General features: G+C 62.9%; 18 protein-coding genes and 1 tRNA gene. 10 read left to right on the top strand and 9 right to left on the bottom strand.

Annotated elements, in window-relative coordinates; all coding sequences use genetic code 11:
• Positions 1–43: 43 nt before the first annotated feature.
• The gene (aceE, locus tag B0G81_RS17930; RefSeq protein ID WP_134137843.1) at positions 44–2740 is read right to left on the bottom strand and encodes a pyruvate dehydrogenase (acetyl-transferring), homodimeric type; all 2697 of its coding nucleotides are present in this window, start codon (positions 2738–2740) and stop codon (positions 44–46) included.
• Positions 2741–3015: 275 nt separating this feature from the next.
• Here aceE and fixL point away from each other — a divergent pair, with 275 nt between their 5' ends.
• The 5 genes from fixL (at position 3016) to folD (ending at position 10366) form a co-directional block, all read left to right on the top strand.
• Entirely contained in the window at positions 3016–5532 is a 2517-nt protein-coding gene (gene fixL / locus B0G81_RS17935) for an oxygen sensor histidine kinase FixL (protein WP_116119578.1), read from the top strand.
• On the top strand, positions 5529–6173 hold the full coding sequence (gene fixJ / locus B0G81_RS17940; RefSeq protein WP_006051254.1) for an oxygen response regulator transcription factor FixJ: 645 nt from the start codon (positions 5529–5531) through the stop codon (positions 6171–6173). The genes fixL and fixJ overlap by 4 nt, the downstream gene beginning before the upstream one ends.
• A gap of 563 nt (positions 6174–6736) precedes the next feature.
• A complete protein-coding gene (locus B0G81_RS17945; RefSeq protein WP_134137844.1) occupies positions 6737–8125 on the top strand; it encodes a DUF3300 domain-containing protein in 1389 nt (462 codons plus the stop codon).
• Between the two features lie 19 nt (positions 8126–8144).
• The gene (locus B0G81_RS17950) at positions 8145–9086 is read left to right on the top strand and encodes a DUF2950 domain-containing protein (protein ID WP_134137845.1); all 942 of its coding nucleotides are present in this window, start codon (positions 8145–8147) and stop codon (positions 9084–9086) included.
• A 419-nt stretch (positions 9087–9505) separates the two neighbouring features.
• Positions 9506–10366 (top strand): bifunctional methylenetetrahydrofolate dehydrogenase/methenyltetrahydrofolate cyclohydrolase FolD, encoded by an 861-nt coding sequence (folD, locus tag B0G81_RS17955; protein WP_106309215.1) that lies wholly within the window; start codon positions 9506–9508, stop codon positions 10364–10366.
• 249 nt (positions 10367–10615) lie between these two features.
• Here the strand turns inward: folD and B0G81_RS17960 are convergent, their stop codons facing one another.
• Positions 10616–11731, bottom strand: coding sequence for an acyltransferase (locus B0G81_RS17960; protein WP_134137846.1), 1116 nt, complete (start codon positions 11729–11731; stop codon positions 10616–10618).
• Positions 11732–12054: 323 nt separating this feature from the next.
• Here B0G81_RS17960 and B0G81_RS17965 point away from each other — a divergent pair, with 323 nt between their 5' ends.
• Positions 12055–14163 (top strand): M3 family metallopeptidase, encoded by a 2109-nt coding sequence (locus tag B0G81_RS17965; RefSeq protein ID WP_134137847.1) that lies wholly within the window; start codon positions 12055–12057, stop codon positions 14161–14163.
• Positions 14164–14273: 110 nt separating this feature from the next.
• Here B0G81_RS17965 and B0G81_RS17970 read toward each other — a convergent pair whose 3' ends face one another.
• Positions 14274–15566 carry an amidohydrolase family protein gene (locus B0G81_RS17970; RefSeq protein WP_134137848.1) on the bottom strand — a complete coding sequence of 431 codons (1293 nt, stop codon included), beginning with the start codon at positions 15564–15566 and terminating at the stop codon, positions 14274–14276.
• A 216-nt stretch (positions 15567–15782) separates the two neighbouring features.
• Between B0G81_RS17970 and B0G81_RS17975 the strand changes: the two genes are divergently transcribed.
• The 3 genes from B0G81_RS17975 (at position 15783) to B0G81_RS17985 (ending at position 17513) form a co-directional block, all read left to right on the top strand.
• The gene (locus B0G81_RS17975) at positions 15783–16481 is read left to right on the top strand and encodes an aspartate/glutamate racemase family protein (protein WP_134137849.1); all 699 of its coding nucleotides are present in this window, start codon (positions 15783–15785) and stop codon (positions 16479–16481) included.
• A gap of 327 nt (positions 16482–16808) precedes the next feature.
• On the top strand, positions 16809–17030 hold the full coding sequence (locus tag B0G81_RS44690) for a hypothetical protein (RefSeq protein WP_243856515.1): 222 nt from the start codon (positions 16809–16811) through the stop codon (positions 17028–17030).
• Positions 17031–17033: 3 nt separating this feature from the next.
• On the top strand, positions 17034–17513 hold the full coding sequence (locus B0G81_RS17985; protein WP_134137850.1) for a hypothetical protein: 480 nt from the start codon (positions 17034–17036) through the stop codon (positions 17511–17513).
• Between the two features lie 118 nt (positions 17514–17631).
• On the opposite strand, the gene B0G81_RS17990 is transcribed toward B0G81_RS17985, so the two are convergent.
• Both B0G81_RS17990 and B0G81_RS17995 read right to left on the bottom strand, forming a co-directional pair.
• Positions 17632–17708: transfer RNA gene (locus B0G81_RS17990), tRNA-Met, on the bottom strand.
• A gap of 90 nt (positions 17709–17798) precedes the next feature.
• Positions 17799–18086, bottom strand: coding sequence for a hypothetical protein (locus B0G81_RS17995; RefSeq protein ID WP_106279408.1), 288 nt, complete (start codon positions 18084–18086; stop codon positions 17799–17801).
• Between the two features lie 170 nt (positions 18087–18256).
• Between B0G81_RS17995 and xth the strand changes: the two genes are divergently transcribed.
• Positions 18257–19033: an exodeoxyribonuclease III gene (xth, locus tag B0G81_RS18000; RefSeq protein WP_116140100.1), complete on the top strand. Its 777-nt coding sequence runs from the start codon at positions 18257–18259 to the stop codon at positions 19031–19033.
• Between the two features lie 15 nt (positions 19034–19048).
• Here xth and B0G81_RS18005 read toward each other — a convergent pair whose 3' ends face one another.
• The 4 genes from B0G81_RS18005 to glnA all read right to left on the bottom strand — a co-directional run bounded on the left by B0G81_RS18005 (position 19049) and on the right by glnA (position 25587).
• Positions 19049–21154 carry a prolyl oligopeptidase family serine peptidase gene (locus B0G81_RS18005; protein WP_134137851.1) on the bottom strand — a complete coding sequence of 702 codons (2106 nt, stop codon included), beginning with the start codon at positions 21152–21154 and terminating at the stop codon, positions 19049–19051.
• Positions 21155–21267: 113 nt separating this feature from the next.
• Positions 21268–22785, bottom strand: coding sequence for a nitrogen regulation protein NR(I) (gene ntrC, locus B0G81_RS18010; RefSeq protein ID WP_106279403.1), 1518 nt, complete (start codon positions 22783–22785; stop codon positions 21268–21270).
• A gap of 44 nt (positions 22786–22829) precedes the next feature.
• Positions 22830–23972, bottom strand: coding sequence for a nitrogen regulation protein NR(II) (glnL, locus tag B0G81_RS18015; RefSeq protein ID WP_106279401.1), 1143 nt, complete (start codon positions 23970–23972; stop codon positions 22830–22832).
• Between the two features lie 199 nt (positions 23973–24171).
• Complete coding sequence (gene glnA, locus B0G81_RS18020; protein ID WP_073427532.1) at positions 24172–25587, bottom strand: type I glutamate--ammonia ligase; 1416 nt, start codon at positions 25585–25587, stop codon at positions 24172–24174.
• Positions 25588–25852 lie beyond the last annotated feature (265 nt).

Consider the following 25852-nt stretch of genomic DNA (forward strand, 5'->3'; position numbering starts at 1 on the left):
GCAGGAGCGGGCGCGCACGCCATGGCACACGGGGAATGATGCCTTAGACGGTCATCGGGTTGGGTTTGGCGGGATCAAGGTTGTACTTCTTGAGCGCCTCGGCGACTACCTTGCGTTCGATCGTGCCTTCATCTGCGAGTGCATTCAACGCGGCAACCGTGACCCAGTAGCGGTCGACTTCGAAGAAGTGGCGCAGCTTTTCGCGCGTGTCCGAACGTCCGTAGCCATCCGTGCCCAGCACGACGAACTTCTGCGGCACGAACGCGCGGATCTGCTCGGTCAGCGCGCGCACATAGTCGGTCGAAGCGATGACCGGACCTTGTGCATCTTTCAGCAGCTTCTCGACGTGCGAGAGCTTCTTTTCTTCGGTGGGATGCAGCAGGTTCCAGCGCTGCACTTCGTGGCCTTCGCGAGCGAGTTCGGTGAAGCTCGGCACGCTCCACAGATCGGCGGCGACGCCCCAGTCGTTCTTCAGCAGGTCCGCGGCGGCGATCACTTCGTTGAAGATGGTGCCCGCGCCCATCAGCTGCACGCGCGGCGCCTTCTTGTCCGCTTCGGCCTTACGGAACGCGTACATGCCCTTGATGATGTCGGCCGCCACGGAGTCGCCCTGCGGAATCGCCGGGTGCTCGTAGTTCTCGTTCATCACCGTGATGTAGTAGTACACGTCCTCCTGATCCGCGACCATGCGGCGCAGGCCGTCCCGCATGATGACCGCGAGTTCGTAACCGAAGGTCGGGTCATAGCTGACGCAGTTCGGCACCGAAGCCGCCCACAGCAGCGAGTGGCCGTCTTCGTGTTGCAAACCTTCGCCGTTCAGCGTCGTGCGGCCGGCCGTACCGCCCAGCAGGAAGCCGCGCGAACGCATGTCGCCGGCTGCCCATGCGAGGTCGCCGATACGCTGGAAGCCGAACATCGAGTAGAAGATGTAGAACGGGATCATGATCTCGCCGTGCGTCGAGTACGACGTCGCGGCTGCGATCCAGTCACACATGCCACCGGCTTCGTTGATGCCTTCCTGCAGGATCTGACCGGTTTCCGACTCGCGGTAGAACATCAGCTGGTCGGAATCTTCCGGCACGTACTTCTGGCCTTCCTGATTCCAGATACCGATCTGACGGAACAGACCTTCCATACCGAAGGTACGCGATTCGTCCGGCACGATCGGCACGATGCGCTTACCGAGCGCCTTGTCTTTCAGCAGGATGTTCAGGATCCGCACGAACGCCATGGTCGTGGAGATCTCGCGGCCTTCGCCCGTGCCCTTCAACAGCGGCTCGAATGCCGACAGTTCCGGCACCGGCAGCGAGTCGGCCTTCTGCCGGCGCGCCGGCAGATAACCGCCGAGGTCCATGCGCTTCTGGCGCATGTACTCGAGTTCTTTCGAACCTTCTTCGAACTTGAGGTACGGCACGTTGACGAGGTCTTCGTCGGCGATCGGCAGGCGGAACTGGTCGCGGAATTTCTTCAGCTGATCCACGTGCAGCTTCTTCTGCTGGTGGGTGATGTTCATCGCCTGGCCGGCTTCGCCCATGCCGTAGCCCTTGATCGTCTTCGCGAGAATGACGGTCGGCTGGCCCTGCGAATTCGACGCTTCCTGGAACGCCGCGTAGATCTTGTGCGGATCGTGTCCGCCTCGGTTCAGGTTCCAGATTTCCTCGTCGGACCATTCGGCGACCAGCGCCTTCAGTTCCGGCGTGTTGAAGAAGTGTTCGCGCACATACGCGCCCGACTCCGACTTGTACGTCTGGTATTCGCCGTCGACCACTGCCATCATGCGGCGCATCAGCGCGCCCGACTTGTCGCGTTGGAACAGCGCATCCCAGCGGCTGCCCCAGATGACCTTGATGACGTTCCAGCCGGCGCCACGGAATTCGCTTTCCAGTTCCTGGATGATCTTGCCGTTACCGCGCACCGGGCCGTCGAGGCGCTGCAGGTTGCAGTTGATCACGAACACGAGGTTGTCGAGCCGTTCGCGGCCGGCCATGCCGATCGCGCCGAGCGATTCCGGCTCGTCCGTTTCGCCGTCGCCGAGGAAGGCCCAGACCTTGCGGCCGTCGGTCTTCGCAATGCCGCGCGCCTGCATGTACTTCATGAAGCGCGCCTGATAGATCGCCATGATCGGGCCGAGGCCCATCGAGACGGTTGGGAATTGCCAGAAGTCCGGCATCAGCCACGGGTGCGGGTATGACGAGATGCCCTCGCCGCCCACTTCCTGGCGGAAGTTATCGAGCTGGTTTTCGGTCAGGCGGCCCAGCAGGAACGCGCGCGAATAGACGCCCGGCGACGAGTGGCCCTGCACGAACACGAGATCGCCGCCATGTTCAGCGGACGGCGCATGCCAGAAATGGTTGTAGCCGACGTCGTAAAGCGTGGCGGCGGAGGCGAACGAGGCGATGTGGCCGCCGACATTGGTGTCCTTGCCGGCGCGCAGCACCATCGCGATGGCGTTCCAGCGCGTGTACGAGCGAATGCGGTGTTCGATGTCCTGATCGCCGGGGATCTTCGCCTGACGCGAAACCGGGATCGTGTTGATATACGGCGTGTTAGCCGAGAACGGCAGATGTTCGCCATGCACGCGCGCGAATTCAATCTGTTTCTCGATCAGGTAGTGAGCGCGATCGGGGCCCACAGCAGAAATCACGCCATCCAGCGCTTCAAGCCATTCGCCGGTTTCCTGGGGATCGTCGTCTTTTTCAGCAGCGACATATTTCATGACTTCGTCGGGTACAGCGGACATGCTCGTCTCCTGGATGTAGAGGAACGCTCTTTGAACAGACGACGCGGACGAAGCACGGCCGCGGCAGCTTCGGCCGATTGTAATAAGGGTCCCGACGTCAGCGCAACAAAATTTTCGAATTGCGAGATCGAATCTCATAATGCGGAAAATTGTTGCGGCGCAACCTGATTTGACTGCCGATCGACGGATACGCTGGCTAGTTTGCGCCGATTAATGGTCCTTTCCGCGCTTTTTTGCGCCATTTGCTAGCTTCACGCTGCGCTACAATGCCACGCATGTTGACCGAACGGCTTTTCGCACGCTCGGCGCGCACCGCCGGTTCGCCGACGGATTCGACGCCGTCCTCCCGCTGGCACCATGGACCATGGTGGTCCAATTCCTATTTGCTCACGCCGCTTCTGTCGATCCTGGTGTTCCTGGTCGTCATGAGTCTGATTTTGTGGAGCCTGAACCGGCGCGAACAGCAACAGCAGGAAGACACGCTTTACCGTAATGTGGCGTGGGCGCAGCAGCAGATCCGCCTGTCCATGACCGGCGCGCAGGAACAGATCCAGGCGCTCGCGCGCGATCTGGTTGCCGGCCGCGCCGATCCGCACTCGTTCCAGGTGTCCACCACGGACATCATGCAGGGGCATCCCGAGATCCTCTACATGAACTGGTATACCAGCGCGCAACAACCGCGCTGGCCCAATACCGCGCTGCCCGTGTTCGGCCAGCGTCTGGCCAAGCCGAACGACGCGCAGATGGACGAAGCCGTCAAAGCCGCCTTCACCGAAGCGCGCAACACGCGCCGCCAGGTGTATTCGCCGCTCATCTACGACGACCTCGGCAACGGCTACATCACGCTGCAAACGCCGGTGTTCCGCGACCGCGACTTCCTCGGCACGATCGCCGCGGTGTTCTCGGTGGAAGGCATTCTCAAGCACGACATCCCGCCTGAGCTGTCCGCCAAGTACAAAATCTCGATCATCGACGTGAACAACCGCGAGTTGACCACCACGTCGACCCGCCCGCGCCTGCCGCGCGACATGTTCTACGACCTGCCGCTCGACCCGCCGGGCCAGGGCGTCTCGGTGCGCGTCTACGCGTTCCCGCAGATGACCAACTTCACCAACAACACACTGGTGTGGCTGGTGGCCGGCTTGTCCTGTTTCGTGCTGTGGAGCCTGTGGAGTTTGTGGAAACACACGCGGCAACGCTTCGAAGCGCAGCAGGCGCTATATGCCGAAGCGTTCTTCCGCCGCGCGATGGAAAACTCGGTGCTGATCGGTATGCGCGTGCTCGACATGCATGGGCGCATCACGCACGTCAATCCGGCCTTTTGCCGCATGACCGGCTGGGACGAAAGCGATCTGGTCGGTAAGAACGCGCCGTTCGCCTACTGGCCGCGCGACGCTTACCCCGAAATGCAGCGCCAGCTCGACATGACGCTGCGCGGCAAGGCGCCCTCTTCCGGCTTCGAATTGCGGGTGCGCCGCAAGGACGGGTCGCTGTTTCACGCTCGCCTCTACGTGTCGCCGCTGATCGACAGCTCGGGCCGCCAGACCGGCTGGATGTCGTCGATGACCGACATCACCGAGCCGAAACGCGCACGCGAAGAACTCGCCGCCGCGCACGAGCGCTTCACCACGGTGCTCGAAAGTCTCGACGCCGCCGTCTCCGTGCTCGCCGCCGACGAAGCCGAACTCCTGTTCGCCAACCGCTATTACCGGCATCTGTTCGGGATTCGCCCGGACGGCCATCTGGAATTGGCGGGCGGCGGGTTCGATAGCGCACAGGCGTCGTCCGATTCGATCGATATGGTGGACACATACGCTGGCCTGCCCGCCGCCGCGTTGACCGAAAGTACCGCGGATGCGCAGGAAATTTACGTGCAGAGCATTCAGAAGTGGTTCGAAGTGCGCCGCCAGTACATTCAGTGGGTGGACGGCCACCTCGCGCAGATGCAGATCGCGACCGACATCACGACACGCAAGCAGGCGCAGGAACTGTCGCGCCAGCAGGACGAGAAGCTGCAGTTCACCAGCCGCCTGATGACGATGGGCGAAATGGCGTCGTCGCTCGCGCACGAACTGAATCAACCGCTCGCCGCGATCAATAACTATTGCTCCGGAACTGTGGCGCTGGTTAAATCCGGTCGGACGACGCCTGACAATCTGCTGCCCGTGCTCGAAAAAACCGCCCAGCAGGCGGTGCGCGCCGGCATGATCATCAAGCGCATTCGCGAGTTCGTGAAGCGCAGCGAGCCGAAGCGGCAAGCCACGCGCGTCGCCGATATCGTTGCCGACGCCGTGGGCCTCGCCGAAATCGAGGCAAGGAAGCGCCGCATTCGCATCGTCACGGATCTGCGCTCGCGCCTGCCGGTGATCTACGTCGACCCGGTGCTGATCGAGCAGGTGCTGGTCAACCTGCTGAAGAACGCCGCCGAAGCGATGGCCGAAGCCCGTCCGAATGCAGTCGATCCGGTGATCCGCGTCGTCGTGCGGCTGGAGAGCGGGTTTGTCTGCATCAGCGTCGTCGACCAGGGGCCGGGCGTCGACGAAGCAACAGCCGAGCGGCTGTTCGAACCGTTTTACAGCACCAAGTCCGATGGTATGGGCATGGGGCTGAACATTTGCCGTTCGATTATCGAATCGCACCGCGGTCGTCTGTGGGTGGTCAACAACGTCGAATCCGATGGCCACATCACAGGCGCCACGTTCCATTGCAGTCTGCCTATTGGAGAGCCTGATGGCCCGAGCAACGGCGGGGCACAGGCGCCGACACCACAAACCGTTACGGGAGAGCTATGAACAGCCCAGTCACCACACAGGAAACTGTCTTTGTCGTCGATGACGACGAGGCCGTGCGAGATTCGCTGCGCTGGCTGCTGGAGGCGAACGGCTACCGCGTGCAATGCTTCTCCAGCGCCGAGCAGTTTATCGACGCATGGCAGCCGCATCAGCATCCGGGCCAGATCGCGTGCCTGATTCTGGATGTGCGGATGTCCGGCATGAGCGGGCTCGAGCTGCAGGAACGCCTGATCGCCGACAACGCGTCGCTGCCGATCATCTTCGTGACGGGCCACGGCGACGTGCCGATGGCCGTGTCCACGATGAAAAAGGGCGCGATGGACTTCATCGAAAAACCGTTCGACGAAGCCGAGTTGCGCAAGCTGGTCGAGCGCATGCTCGACAAGGCGCGCAGCGAAAGCACCAGCGTGCAGCAGCAGCGCGCCGCGGCAGAACGTCTCGGCAAGCTGACCGCGCGTGAGCATCAGGTGCTCGAACGCATCATCGCCGGCCGCCTGAACAAGCAGATCGCCGACGACCTCGGCATCAGCATCAAGACGGTCGAAGCGCACCGCGCGAACATCATGGAAAAGCTCAACGTCAACACGGTCGCCGATCTGCTGCGACTGGCGCTGTCGAACAAGCCGCAACCGGCGCAATAAGCTTCGTACGGCGGCGAATCTCCCGAAGAAGGGCCCTTCGGGGAATTCGCCGCGAGACTGTAAGTGACTGCGCATTAACGGCCGGACTGTCCAAATGTCCGGCCTGTTTCGCCCTCTTTTCCCCGCCTTCCCTCCTCTCCATTGCACGGCAATCAACGCTAAACGCGTTATATCGACGCACCCGGCGTGCGCACGATACTACGCATTACTCAGCAATTACTTACACTAATCCGCAACGGGTTATTTCCTCAGACAAGATTGACCGATTCCGACGCGCCCATTAATTTAGGCAGAACTCCTTAGCAGACATCGCCATGCGATGCTCGACGCTGGAGTGGCATGCTGCGAAACGCCGCATACGGTGTTGCCTGGTATTGCGAAAGAATTGCGATGGCTTGAGCAGTTTCCAATGCATCGAGTCGTGTCGACCTCATCGTCCAACCACACACCGGACGCCGGCCCAACGCGTCATTTTCCTCGCAGTATTCCTTCGCGGCGAAGCGACGCAGCCCGCGTTACGCACCGACATCTCGTCGTATAAATCCCACCGGGAGGAATTCATCGTGAAACGATCCGGAGCACACGCCATACGTGTGTTGCTTGTTTGCGCCGTTTTTGCGGGAGCGCCGATATTAATCGGACTGGCCGCGCCGAACGCCGTCCATGCGCAAGGTGGCGCAAAGATATCGAGCCAGCAGCTCGATTCGCTGGCCGCCCCTATTGCTCTTTATCCGGACGCGCTGCTCGCCCAGGTGCTGATGGCGTCCACTTTTCCGCAAGCCGTGCAGGCCGCCGCCATATGGTCCAGAGCCAACTCCACGCTGCAAGGCGACAGCGCCGTCAAGGCAGTCGCGTCAGAGCCGTGGGACCCGAGTGTGCAGTCGCTGGTTGCCTTCCCTCAAGTGCTCGCCACCATGGCCTCGAAAGCGGACTGGGTCACGCAACTCGGCAGCGCGTTTCTCGCCCAGCCCGGCGACGTGATGGACTCCGTGCAGCGTCTGCGCAAGCAAGCGCAGGCGGCCGGCAATCTGAGGACGACGTCGCAGCAAACGGTCGTGGTCGAACAGAGCACGATCCAGATCGTGCCTGCCAATCCGCAAGTGGTGTACGTACCGACCTACAACCCGACGGTGGTGTACGGCGTGTGGCCCTATCCCGCGTATCCGCCGGTGTATGTGCCGCCGCCGCCCGGTTATGTCATCGGCACCAGTTTCTTTGCGGGCCTCGCGTTCGGCGCCGGCATCGCGGTGGCGAACGCGCTGTGGGGCGGCTTCGACTGGCACTCGCATGACGTCAACATCAATGTGAACCGGTACAACAATATCAACGTGCACAACCGCCTCGACGTGAACGGCCGCACGACGAACTGGAACCGCAATGCCGACGTCAATCGCAACGTCGGCGGCGCGAATGTCAATCGCGGCTTGAACAACGTCGGCAGCGCCCAGCGCGATGCGTATCGCGCACGCGACGACGCCCGCGCCCGGGCGCAGCACACGCTGCAAAACCGCACGGGCCAGAATCTCGGTGGCAGCGCGAGTCAGCGTGTGCAAGGGATTCATCACGGCGGCACGGCGAACGTCGATTTGCAGAAGCGCGCGCAGAACGTGAATCGCGACAACGCGCTACGCAGCGCCGGCGACGGCAATGCGGCGCGCCAGGACGCCCGGCGCGGCCAGGCGAGCCGCGACGCGCTCGCCGGCCGCGGTGGCCAGCAACATGCAAGTGGAGCGAATGGCGACGGCCTGCGACGCACGAGCGGAGGTCCTGGCGCGAACGGTGGCGATCCGCACCAACGCACGAGCGGAGGTCTTGGCGCGAATGGCGGCGGCGTCCAGCGCAGCGGCGGCATGAGCGGCGGCGGTGGCGGCGGAGGTCTTGGTGGCGGTGACGGAGGCCGCGCCCTGGGCGGTGGCGGCGCAGGCGAACATCACCTCGGCCACGGCCGTTGAACAAAAAGGAGCGAGTTCGATGATGCATCTATTCTCACGGGGCACACTGCGCGCCCATGCTCTGACGCTTGCTATCGTGCTCGGCACCACCGGTACACTGCTGCTTGCGCCGGTTCTGCTGATCAGCGCGATCCCGGCCCATGCGCAGGCGGTCTATCCCAGCGCGGACGACGCCGCCAACGCCTTCGTCGAAGCCCTCGCCCGCAACGACGAAGATGCGCTCAAGCGCGTGCTCGGCAGCGACTTTCATCGTTTCATCCCAACCGAAGACGTCGGCGAGGACGACATCTACCAGTTCCTTGGCGAATGGTCGAAAAACCATCAGATCGTCGAGGATCCGATCATGGACAACGGGCTCGCCACCGCGCATCTGACGGTCGGCTACAGCGGCTGGACGTTGCCGATTCCACTCGTGCACGCGCGCAACGGCTGGCGTTTCGATCCGCCGGCGGGACGCGACGAGATGCTGACACGACGCATCGGCCGCAATGAACACGCCGCGATCCTGACCTCGCTCGCCTATCTCGACGCGCAATACGACTATCACAACCTGACCCGGCACTACGCACAGCGCTTCGTCAGTACGCCGGGACAGCACGATGGCCTGTACTGGACGACGGCGCCCGGCGAAGCGGAAAGCCCGCTTGGTCCGCTCGCCGCCACCATGCGCGACGGCACGCAGCCGGAAAACGCGTATCACGGCTATCACTTCCGCATTCTCACCGCGCAAGGGGCGCACGCGAAAGGCGGCGCGAGGAACTACGTCGATAACGCCGTGCTGAGCAAAGGATTCGGATTGATCGCCTCGCCGGCCGACTATGGCAAGACGGGCGTGATGAGTTTCATCGTCAATCAGGACGGGCAGGTCTATCAGAAGAACCTCGGGCCGCGAACCGCCCGCGCGGCGGCGGCGATCACATCGTTCGATCCGGACTCGGGTTGGCAGGCGGTCCAGCCGTAGCGGCTGCGGTCGACAGCCTCGCTCTGCTTTGCGTTGCCCCGCTCTGCCTTGCCCTGCTCTGCCTTTGCCCTGCTTTGCCCGCCGCACCAAGCCGCGGGCGCGGTCCTGAGCATGCACCCGCCAGCGGCCGCCCCCCGAAGCCGCCGTCCGAACCGCGCGCCCGTGCGCACCATGGACACCATGCGCGAGGCAAGCGCGGCCCGCGCCCGCTGCGCTCCGTTGCGCCGCGCCTGGAATCCCGACGCAGCGCCCCAGGCAGGGCCGGTATAATGTCGCACTTTGCAGCGCCGCTTAACCCCGATTCGCGCCGCGCGCCTTTCACGTGCCGACCCATTCCCGTTGAAAAGCGCCATCGAGCGCGGCACGCACAAGCGTCTGCGCCCTGCCCCGCTTTCCAAACTGCCCATCTCGACCCGACCATGACTGCCAAACTGATCGACGGCCTAGCCCTTTCCAAGACCCTGCGCGCCGATGTCGCCGCGCGCGCCGCCGCCCTCACCGCCCGCGGGCATCAGCCGGGCCTCGCGGTGGTGCTGGTCGGCGACAATCCGGCCAGTGAAGTGTATGTGCGCAACAAAGTGAAGGCGTGCCACGACAACGGGCTCGGCTCGTCGTTCGACCGCTATCCGGCCGATCTGCCGGAAGCCGAACTGCTCGCGCGCATCGACGAACTGAACCGCGACCCGCGCATCCACGGCATTCTGGTGCAACTGCCGCTGCCGCCGCATATCGACAGCCACAAGGTGATCGAGGCGATCGCGCCGGAAAAGGACGTGGATGGTTTTCACGTCGCCAACGCCGGCGCGCTGATGACCGGCCAGCCGTTGTTCCGTCCGTGCACGCCGTACGGCGTGATGAAAATGCTCGCCGCTTACGAGATTCCGCTGCAAGGCGCGAACGCGGTGGTGATCGGCCGCTCGAACATCGTCGGCAAGCCGATGGCGTTGCTGCTGCTCGAAGCCGGCGCGACCGTCACGATCTGCCACAGCAAGACGCGCGATCTGGCCGCTCACACCCGCAACGCGGATGTCGTAGTCGCCGCCACCGGCTTGCGCAACATTCTCACGGCAGAGATGGTGAAACCGGGCGCGGCAGTGATCGACGTCGGCATGAATCGCGACGAAGCCGGCAAGCTGTGCGGCGACGTGGATTTCGCGGGCGTCAAGGAAGTGGCCGGCTACATCACGCCGGTGCCGGGCGGCGTCGGCCCGATGACCATCACCATGCTGCTCGTCAATACGATCGAGGCCGCCGAGCGCGAAGCGGCAGCGAACGCGTAAAGCGGTAGAAGAAAAGCCGGCGAAGCGTCTTCGCCGGCTTTGCAGATTTTTCAACCTTGGCGTCGTGCCAAGGTATCGACATCCGTCGGCGCTAACGCGAGCCACAGTTCTCAGCGTTCGCATCGATCCTCTGAACGCCGGTGAAGCACCCTCGCCGGCTTCGCGATCTTGCTGCCTCGGCGTATTGTCAAGGTATCCGCATCCATCGACGCCGCGCGCGCCTCATACGTCAGCGCATCTCACCAGATCTCAGCGCACGGCCTGATCGCCAGCCGGCATGCCCGCGGCCAGCGGCGTCGAGGGCCGCGCCAGACGCCCGCGGCACCACTTCAGCACCGGCCGCTCCACGAAGTGCCACGACAGCGCCGCGCATAGCAGAATGACCGGCGCGGCAATCAACACCGCCGTCACATGGCTCAACTGCGGCGCGATGTTCGCGACGCATTGTTGCACCATGAAGCCGTACAGATAGATGCCGTACGAATAATCGTGACGCGGCACGAAGCGCCGCAGGAGCGGCGTCGTGCCGATCCACAGCACGCCATAAACGAAGGCCAGATAGAAGAGCGGCTGCGCGCCGGCGGTGTCGCGGAACACCAGAAACACCATCGTGAACGCCAGCGCGGTCAATCCGTTGATGTCGATCCGTTCACGCCAGCCATACAGCAGCATGCCCAGCATGAAAAACGGCTCCGGCCAGAACGAATAGCCGTCGGGCGTTTCGCTGAAATCGCGCAAGCCGATCTGCCAATGCGCGTGATCCACGTGCAGCATGAAGAAGGCGCAGCCGAGCGCGGCCGCGACCACCACACCGCGCGAGCTGGACAGCAAACCCACCATGCCGGTCAGGAGCACGAGCAGATAGCAGCGCACTTCGACCGGCAGCGTCCAGAGCGGTCCGCAGATGTCGATCGGATAGCGGTTGTGCTCGAACACGCCGGGCAGCGCCCAGCCGGCCGAGCGCACGATGGTCGAGAAGTTGTCCAGATTGGCCCACGTCATACCGGAGGCGAAATACTCGCGCAGCGGCAGCGTCGTGAAAAGCGGACCGACGATGAACACCGTCACCAGCGACCCGGCCGCCACCGCCGGCCAGATCCGCGCGATGCGCAACACGGCGAAGCGCGGCACCGAGCGCTGCCGGTCAAAGCTGGCGGTCACCAGCATGCCGCTCAGCAGAAAGAAGGCGTAGACGCCCAGCGCGCCGAAACCGTCGAAACCCAGCGCGTTCTGGACCCAGTCCGTGCTGCCGTCGGGCGCCTGAAGCACATACGAATGGCCATACACGACGGCAACGGCGGCGAACAGCCGCACCAGATCGAAATTATTGCCCTTGTGCGCGAGAGCGTCCGAAAGCGGATTCATCGATACCTCTTTGCAAAAAACGCCGCCGACCGACAGCGACGCTCCACATTGCCGCATAGCAGCAATCGAAACCGTGCGCTTTCGCACAGTGCACAACGGCGAATTTCGGCGCGCGGGGCGCTCGGCTGCGATGTCGCGCTCGCGCGTAGGGCCGGGACATCGGATAATTTGTCTGCCGACGGATTGGAATCAACGCGCCTGCCCCAATAATGTCTGTATCGGCTGTTATGGGGCGTGATAGCGCGCGCCCCAAAGGCAGTCCCCTCGGGGGACGCCCGTCGATGCACCGATTACCCGTTCACCCGCGTCAGACAGGAAGCCTCATGTCCACTACCGCCTCGAATCACGACAATCCGCTCCTCGATTTCTCCGACCTGCCGCGCTTTGGCGAAATCCGCCCCGAACACGTCACGCCCGCCCTCGATGTACTGCTCGCCGATGCGGCCGCCGCCGTCGAGCGCGCTGCCCAGCCGATCACGCCCGCCTCGTGGGCCGACGTGGTCGAACCGGTCGAGCGCGCCACCGAACCGTTGTCGCGCGCGTGGAGCGTGGTCGGCCATCTGAATGCGGTTGCCGACACGCCCGAGTTGCGCGCCGTCTACGGCGAGAATCTGCCGCGCGTCACCGAGTTCTGGTCGAGCGTCGGGCAGAATCTCGCGCTGTACGAGAAGTACAAGGCGTTGAATGCCAGCGTCGAGTTCGAATCGCTGACCGGCGAGCGCAAGAAGATCCTCGGCAATGCGCTGCGCGATTTCCGCCTGTCCGGCGCGGAATTGCCGGAAGACCAGAAGCCCCATTTCGCCGAATTGCAGGAACGCCAGGCGGCGCTTTCGAAAGCGTTTTCCGATCACGTGCTGGATGCGACCAACGCTTACGCGTATATCGTCGAAGCCGGCAATGAAGCCGAACTGGCCGGTTTGCCCGAAGACGTGATCGAAGGCGCGAAGGAAGCCGCCGAACGCGAAGGCAAAACCGGCTACAAGTTCACGCTGCACTTCCCGTCGTATTTTCCGGTCATGCAGTACTCGGAAAATCGTCCGATGCGCGAAGCGATGTATCGCGCCTATGTCACGCGCGCCTCCGAGCTCGGCCCGCAATACGGCAACGGCAAGCCCGAGTGGGACAACACCGCCGTGCTCGCCGACCAGCTGAAACTACGCGCCGAAGAAGCGCATATGCTCGGCTTCAACAACTTCGCCGAAGTCTCGCTCGCGCCGAAAATGGCCGAGTCGCCCGCCCAGGTGATGAGCTTCCTCGAAGACCTCGCCACGCGTGCGCGTCCGCATGCCGAGCAGGACTGGAAAGAACTGCGCGAGTTCGCCGCTAACGAACTGGCCATGACCGAGCTGCAACCGTGGGACATGACGTTCGCCGCCGAGCGTCTGCGTCAGAAGCGCTATTCGTTCTCGGAGAACGAAGTCAAACAGTACTTCCCGGAAGACGCCGTGTTCAAGGGTCTTTTCAAGGTCACGGAGACACTCTTCGGCGTGCGCATCCGTCGTGACGAAGCGGCCGTGTGGCATCCGGACGTGCGCTTTTTCCGCGTCGAGAATCAGGACGGCGGCCTCGTCGCGCAGTTCTACCTCGATCTGTATGCGCGCGAAGGCAAACGCGGCGGCGCCTGGATGGACGACGCGCGCGGCCGTCACAAGCACACGCACGGCAGCGTGCAAACGCCGGTCGCGTATCTGACCTGCAACTTCTCGGCGCCGGTCGGCGGCAAGCCCGCCTGCTTCACGCACGACGAAGTCATCACGCTGTTCCATGAGTTCGGCCACGGTTTGCATCACATGCTGACGCGCGTCGATGAGCTGGGCGTGTCGGGCATCAACGGCGTCGAGTGGGACGCGGTCGAACTGCCCTCGCAATTCATGGAGAACTTCTGCTGGGAGTGGGACGTGCTGAGCGACATGACCTCGCACGTCGAAACGGCCAAGCCGTTGCCGCGCGATCTGTTCGACAAGATGCTCGCCGCGAAGAACTTCCAGAGTGGTCTCGGCACGCTGCGTCAGATCGTGTTCTCGATGTTCGACATGCAGTTGCATACCGGCTTCGACGCGTCCGGCACGCAAAACGCCACCGAACTCGCAAGCGAAATCAACGAGCGCTTCCATGTCGTGCCGCAGGCGCCGTTCTCGCGTTGGCCGAACACGTTCAGCCATATTTTCGCGGGCGGTTATGCGGCCGGCTACTACAGCTACAAGTGGGCTGAAGTGCTGTCCGCCGACGCCTACGCGGCATTCGAAGAAGCGGCGCAAACGGCGAGCGGCAGCGTGCTCGATCAGGCGACCGGCATGCGTTACCGCAAGGAGATTCTGGAAGTGGGCGGCAGCCGCCCGGCGATGGAATCGTTCAAGGCGTTCCGCGGCCGCGAGCCGAATATCGACGCTTTGCTGCGCCACAACGGCATGTCGCCGGGCGCGGCGCATTGATCGGTTGATGCAAGCGTCGGCGCTCTGCATGCGCCGATAAAAAACCGGTGACCTGCGTTATGCAGACACCGGTTTTTTTGTTTCGCGCGAAGCTCCGAGCCTCGCTGCGATCAGCCGCGATGCAGTTTGAAATCCACTTGCGCGGGACGGCCTTCGAGCGACAGCGCCGCGCGCGCAGCCGGCGCGCGGCTCACCACCTTGCCGCGGCTCACCACCGCGAGGCGCGCGGCGCGCAAGCGGATTGCTTCCACCGGATCGCGCGCGTCGAGCAGCACCAGATTGGCCGCGCATCCCGGCGCGATGCCGTAGCCTTCCAGACCGAGAATGCGCGCGGCGTTGACCGTCACCGCGTCGAAACAGGCGCGCATACCGTCGACGCCCGTCATCTGCGCCACATGCAAGCCCATGTGCGCGACTTCGAGCATGTCGCCCGAACCGAGGCTATACCAGGGGTCCATCACGCAATCGTGGCCGAACGCGACGTTGATGCCGGCCGCCATCATCTCCGGTACGCGCGTCATGCCGCGCCGTTTCGGATACGTGTCGCTGCGGCCTTGCAGCGTGATGTTGATCAGCGGATTCGCGATCGCCGCGACGCCCGACTCGCGCATCAGCGGCAGCAGCTTGCTGACGTAGTAGTTGTCCATGGAATGCATCGAGGTCAGATGCGAACCGGTGACGCGCCCGTGCAAACCGAGCCGGTGCGTTTCGGCCGCGAGCGTCTCGATGTGCCGCGACATCGGATCGTCCGATTCATCGCAATGCATGTCGACGCGCAAGCCCTGCTCCGCCGCGTACTCGCACAACAGGCGCACGGACTGCGCGCCGTCTGCCATGGTGCGCTCGAAATGCGGAATGCCGCCGACTACGTCCACACCCATCGCGATCGAGCGCTTGAGATTCTCGAAAGCGCCCGGGCTGCGCAGCACGCCGTCTTGCGGAAAGGCCACCAGTTGCAGGTCCAGATACGGCGCGACGCGGCGTTTCACTTCGACCAGCGCCTCGACCGCGAGCAGGCGCGGATCGCACACATCCACGTGGCTGCGGATGGCCAGCAATCCGCGCGCGACGGCCCAGTCGCAATACTGCAGCGCGCGCTCGATCAACGCCTCCTGCGTCAAATCCGGTTTCAGTTCGCCCCACAACGCGATGCCTTCGAGCAGCGTGCCCGACGCGTTCACGCGCGGCAGACCGTACGAGAGCGTTGCGTCCATATGGAAATGCGGATCGACGAACGGCGGCGTGACGAGCGAGCCCGCGGCTTCGATTTCTTCACGCGCGCTAGCGGCCAGATTCGGCTCGACCGCAACGATACGGCCCGCTTCAATGCCGATGTCGACCGGCACCTCGTGTTGCGGCGCGGCGCCCGGCGGCAGCATCGCGCGGCGGATGATCAGATCCATCTATCGCTCCCTTTGATCCCGTCCTGATTGATTACGATTCTATCGGCGTCAGAAAGCACGTGGCGACGTTTTCGTTCGACGTATTCGTTCGACGTTTTGGTCTGGGCGTACCGGCGAGCGGCGCACGATCCGTACCGGCAGTGCATGGCGCCGCCCGCCTATACTCGCCGGACAGACGGTCGATGCCGCGCCGTCATCCACTCACGGAGCAGTCATATGAAAACGATCGGCGTGATCGGCGGGATGAGCTGGGAATCGTCCACCGAGTATTACAAGCTCCTCAACCGCCACGCCAAGGCGCGCCTGGGCGGCCACCACAACGCGCGCAGCCTGATGCTCACCGTCGACTTCGCGCCGATCGAAGCGAACCAGCGCGCGGGCGACTGGACCGCGCTCGGCCAGCAGATGGCCGACGCCGCGCGCCAACTCGAACGCGGCGGCGCCGATCTGGTGATGCTCGCGACCAATACGATGCATCGGGTGTACGAGTCGATCGAAGCGGCGATCGACGTGCCCTTCCTGCATATCGCCGATCCGACCGGCAGCGCGCTGCGCGTGGCAGGCGTCGAGCGGGTGGGCTTGCTGGGCACGCGCTATACGATGGAGCAAACTTTCTACACGGGGCGGCTGCGCGAGCGCTACGGCCTCGAGACCGTGATTCCCGACGAAGCCGAACGCGCGGACGTGCATCGCATCATTTACGACGAGCTATGCCACGGCAAAGTGAACGACGCTTCGCGCGCGGTGTATCAGCGCGTGATCGAAGCGCTGGCCGCGCGTGGCGCGCAGGCGGTGATTCTCGGCTGCACCGAGATCACGTTGCTGATCAAGCCGGAAGATTCTGCGTTGCCCGTGTTCGATACGACTGCGTTGCATGCGCAAGCGGCGGTGGAATGGGCGATTGACGCGGAGTGAAGGTGCATGCGCGGGAATAATTGCAAAGAAAAGATTGTTTTGAGATAAGGTTTGCGGCACATTGAAACACGAGTAAGCGAAGCGCTGCTACAGGTTTTATCCGATTGATCGAATAAGCCACATGCGCATTCGCTTTTCGTCGAAACAGATCGAATTACATCAATGCCTGCCAAACACACTCATTCACACCGCCCTATTAAAACCGCAAAGCATGGCTGGCTCGAGAAATCAACCGACGTTATCTCGCCCAGCATCCGAAACGCATTGAGAGAGGCAATGCGAGAGGAAGGCGTTCCGGATGCAGACTTCAACGATCTTTTGTAGATTATGGCGCAGGAATCTGCTGGCATCGTCAACACGCGTAACGGCGCGTCGAGCGCGCGCGGCCTGTTTCAATTACTGCGGGCTCAGTATGGCTTGAACCCAAACGGCGAAGCGTCCTTTGGCGATGCGAAAGAAGAATGCCAAGGCGGCATACGCTACATTTACGGCCGTTACCACTCTGCGCATGCCGCCAGGTCATTTTGGCAGTATCACCACTGGTATTGATCAATGCGTGTATCCCAGTTTCTATTTGCCATTGTCCTATGCGGCTCGCTGTCCGGCATTGCGCGCGCGGAGCCACTTCCAAAGTTCGAGGACTGTCCGGTGTCGGTCCAATCAAAACACGCTGCCGTGCCGCGCCTGCAGTTTGCCGATGCTCAAGGCCGACGCTACCGGACAGTTATTCGTGACGCGACCAATGCGTCGGTCAATTTCGCTGGACACCATGTCCTTGCGACGTGGGGTTGCGGGTCTAGCTGCATCATGGCGGCGGCGATCGACGTAGAATCTGGTCGAGTCATATCGCTCCCCTTCACGATTTCGGACTGGCCGATGGGTGTCACCGAGCCGCTTTCCTTCCGAGCGAATAGTTGCCTGCTCGTCGTGCGCGGGAGCCGTAATGAAAACACTGAACGCGGGACCTACTACTACTCGTTTGACGGCAAGGTCTTTACATTGCGTGCGAGTGAAAAGGAATCTCGGCGTTAGGTAAGCGGAAAAGCCACGGCTGCGCTTGGACATGACTTGCACCTGAGGTTTACGCACGCGGACGCCGCACAAGTTAAAAAGCCCGCGTGGCTTGCGCCAGCGGGCTTTCAACAATGCTTGGTTGCGGGGGTAGGATTTGAACCTACGACCTTCGGGTTATGAGCCCGACGAGCTGCCAGACTGCTCCACCCCGCGTCAGAGAAAACGGATTGTATAGAGATGTTCGCAAGACGTCAAACCAATCGCGCGAATTATTTCATGCTCGTGAAATGGCGCGCACGCGGCTCACAGATCCTGGACCGTCGCGCCTTCCACCTTACCGTCGATGATGTCCGCGCCGTACTGGCTCGCGCTGCGTTTAGCCACGCCGAAATCGGAGAACGTGAGCGGCAGCACGAGACGAAATACGCGGCTCGCCTTCGAGCCGCTGATTGCGCCCGGCCGGCAGACGCGCACCGCCACGTCGTAGCCTTCGGAGTGGCGCTTGTGTCCGTCGAACTTGTCGAATGCTCGCGAAAACACCAGCGGATGCACTTCGAAGTCCTTATAAAGAGCTGGGTAAAGTTCGGCCATGATGCCTCCCCGATGCGCAAAAGCGCGAGTGTGAGTCGTCTCACTATACGCCGCGGCATGGGCGCCTCGCGCTTTTATTTTCGATGCCGCGACGGGACCATTTTCACTGCCGCCTCGTTCGCGCGATAAGATGCGGATCTATCGGAATTACGCAAGAAAAAGAGAATGTCATGAAAATCGCCACCTGGAACGTCAACTCCCTTAAAGTCCGCCAGCAGCATGTGATCGACTGGCTCGAAACCAGCGGCACCGACGTGCTGTGCCTTCAGGAACTGAAGCTGCCCGACGAAAAATTCCCGCGCGCCGAACTCGAAGAAAAGGGCTACCGCAGCTGGTTCGCCGGCCAGAAGACCTATAACGGCGTCGGCATTGTGGTGCGCGGCGGCCTGACGGTCGACGAAGCGAGCATCGTGCGGAATATTCCGGGCTTTGAAGATCCGCAGCAACGTGTGATTGCCGCGACCATCGAAGGCGTGCGCATTATCTCCGCGTATTTCCCCAACGGCCAGGCTCCGGGCACCGACAAGTTCGCGTACAAACTGCGCTGGCTTGCTGCGCTGCACGACTGGATCGCGAGCGAGATGGCGCTGCATCCGAAGCTCGCGCTGCTCGGCGACTACAACATCGCGCCGGAAGATCGCGACGTGCACGACCCGAAAGCGTGGGAAGGCCAGAACCTGGTATCGCCCGAAGAACGCGCCGCGTTCGTGCGGCTCATCGAACTCGGTCTTCTCGACGCATTCCGCCAGTTCGAGCAGCCGGAGAAGATCTACTCGTGGTGGGACTACCGGATGATGGCGTTCCGCCGCAACGCGGGGCTGCGCATCGACCACATCCTGCTGTCGAAGGCGCTGGCCGACGTGTGTTCGTCGTGCGATGTGGACAAGGTGCCGCGCAAGTGGGATCAGCCGTCGGACCACGCGCCGGTCGTCGCGCAGCTCGGCTGATCTTTCCTCACAGCGTCAGGCCTGCGTCGACGGGTTCAACGTACGCCGCAGGAATTCGAACACCATCGCATCGTGCTCGGCCTGCTCCAGCTCATCGGAGCCGCCGTGCCCGCCCTCCGTGTTCTCCCGATACCACACGTGCTGCGCACCCAACGCCTGCATATGCGCGGCCATCTTGCGCGCATGACCGGGATGCACACGGTCGTCGGCCGTCGATGTGGTGAACAGCACAGGCGGATACGCAACGTTCGCCGCCACGCGGTGATACGGCGAGTAAGCGGCCAGCATGCCTGCTTCATCGGGCTCGTCGGGGTCGCCATATTCGTCGATCCATGACGCGCCCGCATGCAGCAGATGGTAGCGGCGCATGTCGAGCAAGGGCACCTCGCACACCACGGCGCCGAACAGCTCGGGGCGCTGCACCATGCACGCCGCCACCAGCAGGCCGCCGTTGCTGCCACCCTGAATGCCGAGTTGCGTAGCGCTCGTCACGCCCGTGTCGATCAATGCCTCGGCCACCGCGATGAAATCGTCGAACGCACGCTGGCGATGCTCGCCTTGCGCGGCCGTATGCCAGCGCGTGCCGAACTCGCCGCCGCCGCGAATATGCGCGACCACGTACACGCCGCCGCGCGCCAGCCAGCCGATGCCTTGCCCGGTGAGATAGTTCGGCAGCAACGGAATCGCAAAGCCGCCATAGCCGTTGAGCAGGCATGGGCGCGTGTGCTGTTGCGCATCGCGCGGGCCGATAACGGTGTACGGCACGCGCGTGCCGTCCGCGGAAATAGCGTGACCGCGCGTGACGGCAAACTGCGTCGCGTCGAATTGCGTCGGCCAGCGGTCGAGCAATTCCCATTCGCTCAGATCGTCGCGCGCGAGGTCGGCGAGCCAGTACGCAGGCGGCTGAAGATAATCGTCGGTGTCGACGAACACCTCGTCGTCGAGCGTCGGCTCGACGGGCGACACGTCGGCTTGCGCGTCGTCGCGGGTTGGAAAGACGCGCTGCTGCCAATGCCATGCCTGGTTGTCGGCTTGCGACGGCGTCAATAGCAAGGTCTTGTTCCGCACATCTTCCAGATACGACACGATCAGGTGGTTGAGCGTATGCGTCCACTCACAGGCCGACGTTTGCGGTGTCGGCGTGAATAGCGGCCGTACGTCGCGCTCGCCGCGCAGGAACGCATCTTCGCGGATCGCCAGCAACGCGCCGCCCGGATAGTGCACGCCATTGCAATCCCAATCGAGCCGCGGCTCGAGCAACAGCCAGCCTTGCCAGCCGCTCACCGCGACGTGCGACGGCACCTCGTAGCGGCGCCATGCGTCGGCGGCCCCTTGGGCGCCATCGAGGTAGTACGTGTGCGAATCGAAGAAGTCGACGCTACTCACCACCGTATGCCGCTCTTCGACCGGATCGTAGTGCGCTTCCACGCCGATATCGCCGAACGCGCCCTTGAACACCACTGGCGCGTCGGCGAGCGCCGTGCCGCGCGTCCAGCGCCGCACTTCGCGCGGATAACCGGAGCGCGTCAGGCTCTTGCGGCCGTTATCCCAGCCGATGTAAAGCGTGTCCCGGTCGATCCACGACGCCGTGTGCTTGCCGGCCTTCGCGATCACAAAACCGTCGTCGACGAAGCGCCGCGCGTCGATGTCGAACTCGCGCACCACGAGCGCGTCCGAGCCGCCCGGCGACAGCGTGATCAGCGCGCGGTCGCCATCGGGATAGAGGATATCCAGTTCCACGCACACCCAGGGCGTGCCTTCAGCGGCGCCGAGCGCGTCGAAGTCGAGCAGGTTCTGCCACTCCGGTTTGCCGCCACGCCATGCCGCCCACGTCGTACGCCGCCAGATGCCCTTGGGATTGCGCTCGTCCTGCCACAGGTCGTAAGCCCACTCTTTCCAGCGATCGGGAATCACCGGACGTTCGCGCGGCAGATAGGCGTCGGCAAGCCGCTGCCTGAGCGAGGCGAATTCCGCGCTGCTGCACCACGCGGCGCGCGTGCGCGCGTTCTGTTGTTCGACCCACGCGAGTGCGTCAGGGTCGTCGAGCGCTTCGAGCGACAGGAAGGGATCGGGGGAAAGCGGCCAGGAGAAAGGAGCGGTGAGAGTGCGAGGTGCGGGCATCGTCGGCTGTCGAATGAAAACAGCGTTGATTATGCCTTGCGGGAGCGCGTGACTCGTTCGACAAGCGAATGAGCGGCGCGGCTCCCGCGCCGCCCCGCTCTGCAATCAGACACTCAGGGCTCGAGATTGAGCTCCTGAATCTTGCGCGTAATCGTATTGCGGCCAATGCCGAGACGCTCCGCCGCTTCGACCTTGCGGCCACGCGTGAAGTCCAGCGCTTCGCGAATCACCGCCGCTTCGAAACGGCGCGCGAGTTCGTCCATGACGTCCGCGGCATTCTCGCGCAACATCCGCGCGACTTCGGTGCGTAAGCCGCCTTCCCAGGCGCTCACGGTAGTCGCGACCGGCATGCCGCCCGCCGCGGCCGGATGCGTTGCCGCGCTTGCGCCGTTGACCGGCACGCCGCCCGCAAGAGTCGCATCGCCCGCGCCGATCGCCCCGCCGCCACCGCCGGTCAGATCGCTCACGCCCGCTTGCGCGGGGCCGAGATCAGGCGGCAGGTCCTTGATCTCGATGGTCTGCGCCGGCGCCATCACCGTGAGCCAGTTGGCGAGATTCTCCAATTGACGCACGTTGCCAGGAAACGGCAGCGACGCGAGATAAGCCAGCGCCTCTTCGGACACGCGCTTCGGCTCGACGCCGAGATCGCGCGCGCTCTTTTGCAGAAAGTGCCGTGTGAGCAGCGGAATGTCCTCGCTACGTTCGCGCAAAGCCGGCAAGCGCAAGCGGATCACATTGAGGCGGTGATACAAGTCCTCGCGGAACAGGCCCTGACGCACGCGCGATTCGAGATTCTGGTGCGTCGCCGCGATCACGCGCACATTGGCGCGCAACGGATTGTGGCCGCCCACGCGATAAAACTGCCCGTCCGACAACACCCGCAATAGACGCGTTTGCAGATCGAACGGCATATCGCCGATTTCATCGAGAAACAGTGTGCCGTTCTCGGCCTGTTCGAAGCGGCCTTGGCGCATGGCCTGCGCGCCGGTAAAGGCGCCGCGCTCGTGGCCGAATAATTCGGATTCCAACAGATCTTTTGGAATCGCGGCAGTGTTCAGTGCGATGAAGGGACCGTTCGCGCGTGGGCTATGTCGGTGCAACGCACGCGCGACCAGTTCCTTCCCGGTGCCTGATTCGCCGGTAATGAGCACGGTTGCCGCAGAATGGGACAAGCGGCCGATGGCGCGGAACATATCCTGCATCGCTGGTGCCTGGCCGAGCATTTCCGGTGCTTCGGTAACGCGTTCATCCCACGTCTGTTCGCCGCGCATGCTTTCGTCGACGGCACGGCGAATCAGTTCGACCGCCTTGTCGACGTCGAACGGCTTGGCGAGGTACTCGAACGCGCCGCCCTGGAACGCGGCGACCGCGCTATCCAGATCCGAGAACGCCGTCATGATGATGACGGGCAAGCCCGGCACCTTGTCGCGCACGGTTTGCAGCAATTCGAGACCGGAGCCGCCGGGCATCCGGATGTCGGACACCAGCACTTGCGGACTCTCATGTTCGAGCGCGGCCGACGCCTCGCGCACGTTCGCGAAGCTGCGAGTCGCGAAGTTTTCGCGGGCCAGTGCTTTTTCGAGCACCCAGCGAATCGATTGATCGTCGTCTACTATCCAGATCGGCTTCATATGGGTCGGTCAGAAGTCTTGAGTACGTTTGAGTACATATGGTGTTAGCAGTCGAGCGGCAGCAGAATCTGAAACTCGGTGTGGCCCGGGCGGCTATCCACTTCGATCAAACCGTCATGCTGTTGCACGAAGGTCTGCGCGAGCGTCAGTCCAAGACCGCTGCCGTCCTCGCGCCCCGACACGAGCGGATAGAAAATGCGGTCACGGATTTCTTCGGGAATGCCTGGGCCGTTGTCAGTGATATGCAAGTCCAGTGCCAGCTTACATAAGCGTTTCGACACCGTAATCTTGCGGGCAATGCGGGTGCGCAATTCGATTCGCGCATCGCCTTGCGAAATACGTTCGCGCAGCGCTTCAGCCGCGTTGCGCACGATGTTCAGGAGCGCCTGGATCAGTTGCTCCTTGTCGCCGCGCAGGTCCGGCACGCTCACGTCGTAATCGCGCTCGATGGTGAGGCCGCGCGGAAACTCCGCGAGAATCACCTGACGCACGCGCTCGCATACCTCGTGAATGTTCACGTCGCCGACGATATGCGGATGACGGTGCGGTTCGAGCAACCGGTCGACCAGCGTTTGCAGCCGGTCCGATTCCTTGATGATGACCTGCGTGTACTCGCGCAACTCATCGCGTTGACGCTCGCCGAGTTCGAACTCGAGCAGTTGCGCCGCGCCGCGAATGCCGCCGAGCGGATTCTTGATCTCATGCGCGAGATTGCGGATCAGCTGCTTGTTGACCGCCGTGAGGTCGTTGATGCGCTCCTCGCGGTCGGTGCGTAAATGCCGCTCGTTTTCGAACAGTTCGAGCAGCACGTAGTCTTGCGCGCTTTCCAGGAAGCCGACGATCGCATGCACATGCAGCGGCTCGTGGGCCGGCCGTTCGAGCACGGCGTCGAGATGCGTCGCATGAAAGCGGTGGGCGGCGATCGCGGAGATGGTCGCGACCAGTTCGTCGGCATTCGAGAAGATGTCCGGCCACGCCATTTGCGTCAGTTGCCGGCGCGAGAGCTCCAGCATCGACTCCGCCGACGGATTCGCAAACGCGACGCGCAGCGTGCGCTTTTCGAGCACCAGCACCACTGTCGGCAACGCCTCGAAGCCCGGCAGCAAACCGGAGCTGACGAGTTGAGCGTCGTCCGAGAGCGCCTGCTCGTGCCCTTTCCTTGCCTTGATCAGATTCTTAAGAACCATCTTGCAGTCTGGCCGATAGGAGATGGTGATAAATCAGGTAGTCCGCCTGCTGTTTTGCTCAATACCTCAACAACGCCCATACGCCGCAAACGTTGTGCGCGGCCTAACGAAAAAGGGACGGCGCCGCCGTCCCTTCGTGACCGATCGCGAGCGTCGGGCAAAGCGCTTCGCCGTGTGAAGGGCGAAGCGCCATGGCCGCTTACAGCGAGTAGTACATTTCGAATTCGATCGGGTGCACCGACTGACGATAGCGTTGCAGCTCGCCCGTCTTCAGTTCGATGTACGCGTCGAGCATCGAATCCGTGAACACGCCACCGCGCGTCAGGAATTCGCGGTCCGCGTCCAGCGCGTCCAGAGCCTGGTCGAGGCCGGCGCATACGGTCGGGATCTTTGCATCCTCTTCCGGCGGCAGGTCGTACAGGTTCTTGTCGGCAGCTTCGCCCGGGTGAATCTTGTTCTGCACGCCGTCCAGACCCGCCATCATCAGCGCGGAGAAGCACAGGTACGGATTCGCCATCGGATCCGGGAAACGCGTTTCGATACGGCGGCCCTTCGGGTTCGACACGTGCGGAATGCGGATCGATGCCGAACGGTTGCGAGCCGAGTAAGCCAGCTTGACCGGTGCTTCGAAGTGCGGCACGAGGCGCTTGTACGAGTTCGTCGACGGGTTCGTGATCGCGTTCAGCGCGCGAGCATGCTTGATGATGCCGCCGATGTAGAACAGCGCGAATTCCGACAGACCTGCGTAACCGTTGCCCGCGAACAGGTTCGTGCCGTCTTTCCAGATCGACTGGTGAACGTGCATGCCCGAACCGTTATCGCCAACCACCGGCTTCGGCATGAACGTTGCCGTCTTGCCGTACGTGTGCGCGACGTTGTGGATGATGTACTTCATTTGCTGCAGCCAGTCGGCGCGTTGTACCAGCGTCGAGAACTTGGTGCCGATTTCGTTCTGGCCTTGGCCCGCGACTTCGTGGTGATGCACTTCGACCGGAATGCCGATCTGTTCGAGCAGCAGACACATTTCTGAACGGATGTCCTGGAACGTGTCGACCGGAGCGACCGGGAAGTAGCCGCCCTTGGTGCCCGGACGGTGGCCGGTGTTGCCGCCTTCGAATTCCTTCGCCGACGACCACGGTGCTTCTTCCGAGCCGATCTTGATGAAGCAGCCCGACTGGTCCGTGTTCCACTGGACCGAATCGAAAATGAAGAATTCCGGCTCCGGACCGAAGAAGGCCGTGTCGCCGAGGCCCGTGCTCTTCAGGTAGGCTTCAGCGCGCTTTGCCAGCGAGCGCGGGTCGCGCTCGTAGCCCTTGCCGTCCGCCGGTTCGACGACGTCGCAGGTCAGCACGAGGGTGGATTCTTCGTAGAACGGGTCGATGAAAGCCGTGTTCGCATCCGGGACCAGCAACATGTCCGAGGCTTCGATGCCCTTCCAGCCGGCAATCGAAGAACCGTCAAACGCATGGCCGCTTTCGAACTTGTCTTCATCGAATGCCGACACCGGCACCGAAACGTGTTGCTCTTTGCCGCGCGTGTCGGTGAAACGAAAGTCGACAAACTTGACGTCTTCGTCTTTGACGAGTTGTACGACGTCGGCCACGGATTTACTCATAACCTATCTCCTGATTAACGAATTCGGCGGATTCAGCCGCCGCCCAATCTAGCTGACCCGTCCCGGCGCGTCCACCCTCAATCGTTGAGGAGGAACATAAAAGTCTGCCTGGACAAATCGATCGGCACCAATAAAGCAGCTTCTGTGCCATGTGTGGGCCAACCCGGCGCAGAGCCACACTGCGCGCGCGATTGCGGGGAATGGGCGCACCGCACCGCATGCAGCCCCCAAATCCTCGAGTCCGGGTTAGCACCAAATATGTGCA

Origin of the sequence: Paraburkholderia sp. BL6665CI2N2, from assembly GCF_004366535.1 — a bacterium.
GTDB lineage: Bacteria > Pseudomonadota > Gammaproteobacteria > Burkholderiales > Burkholderiaceae > Paraburkholderia.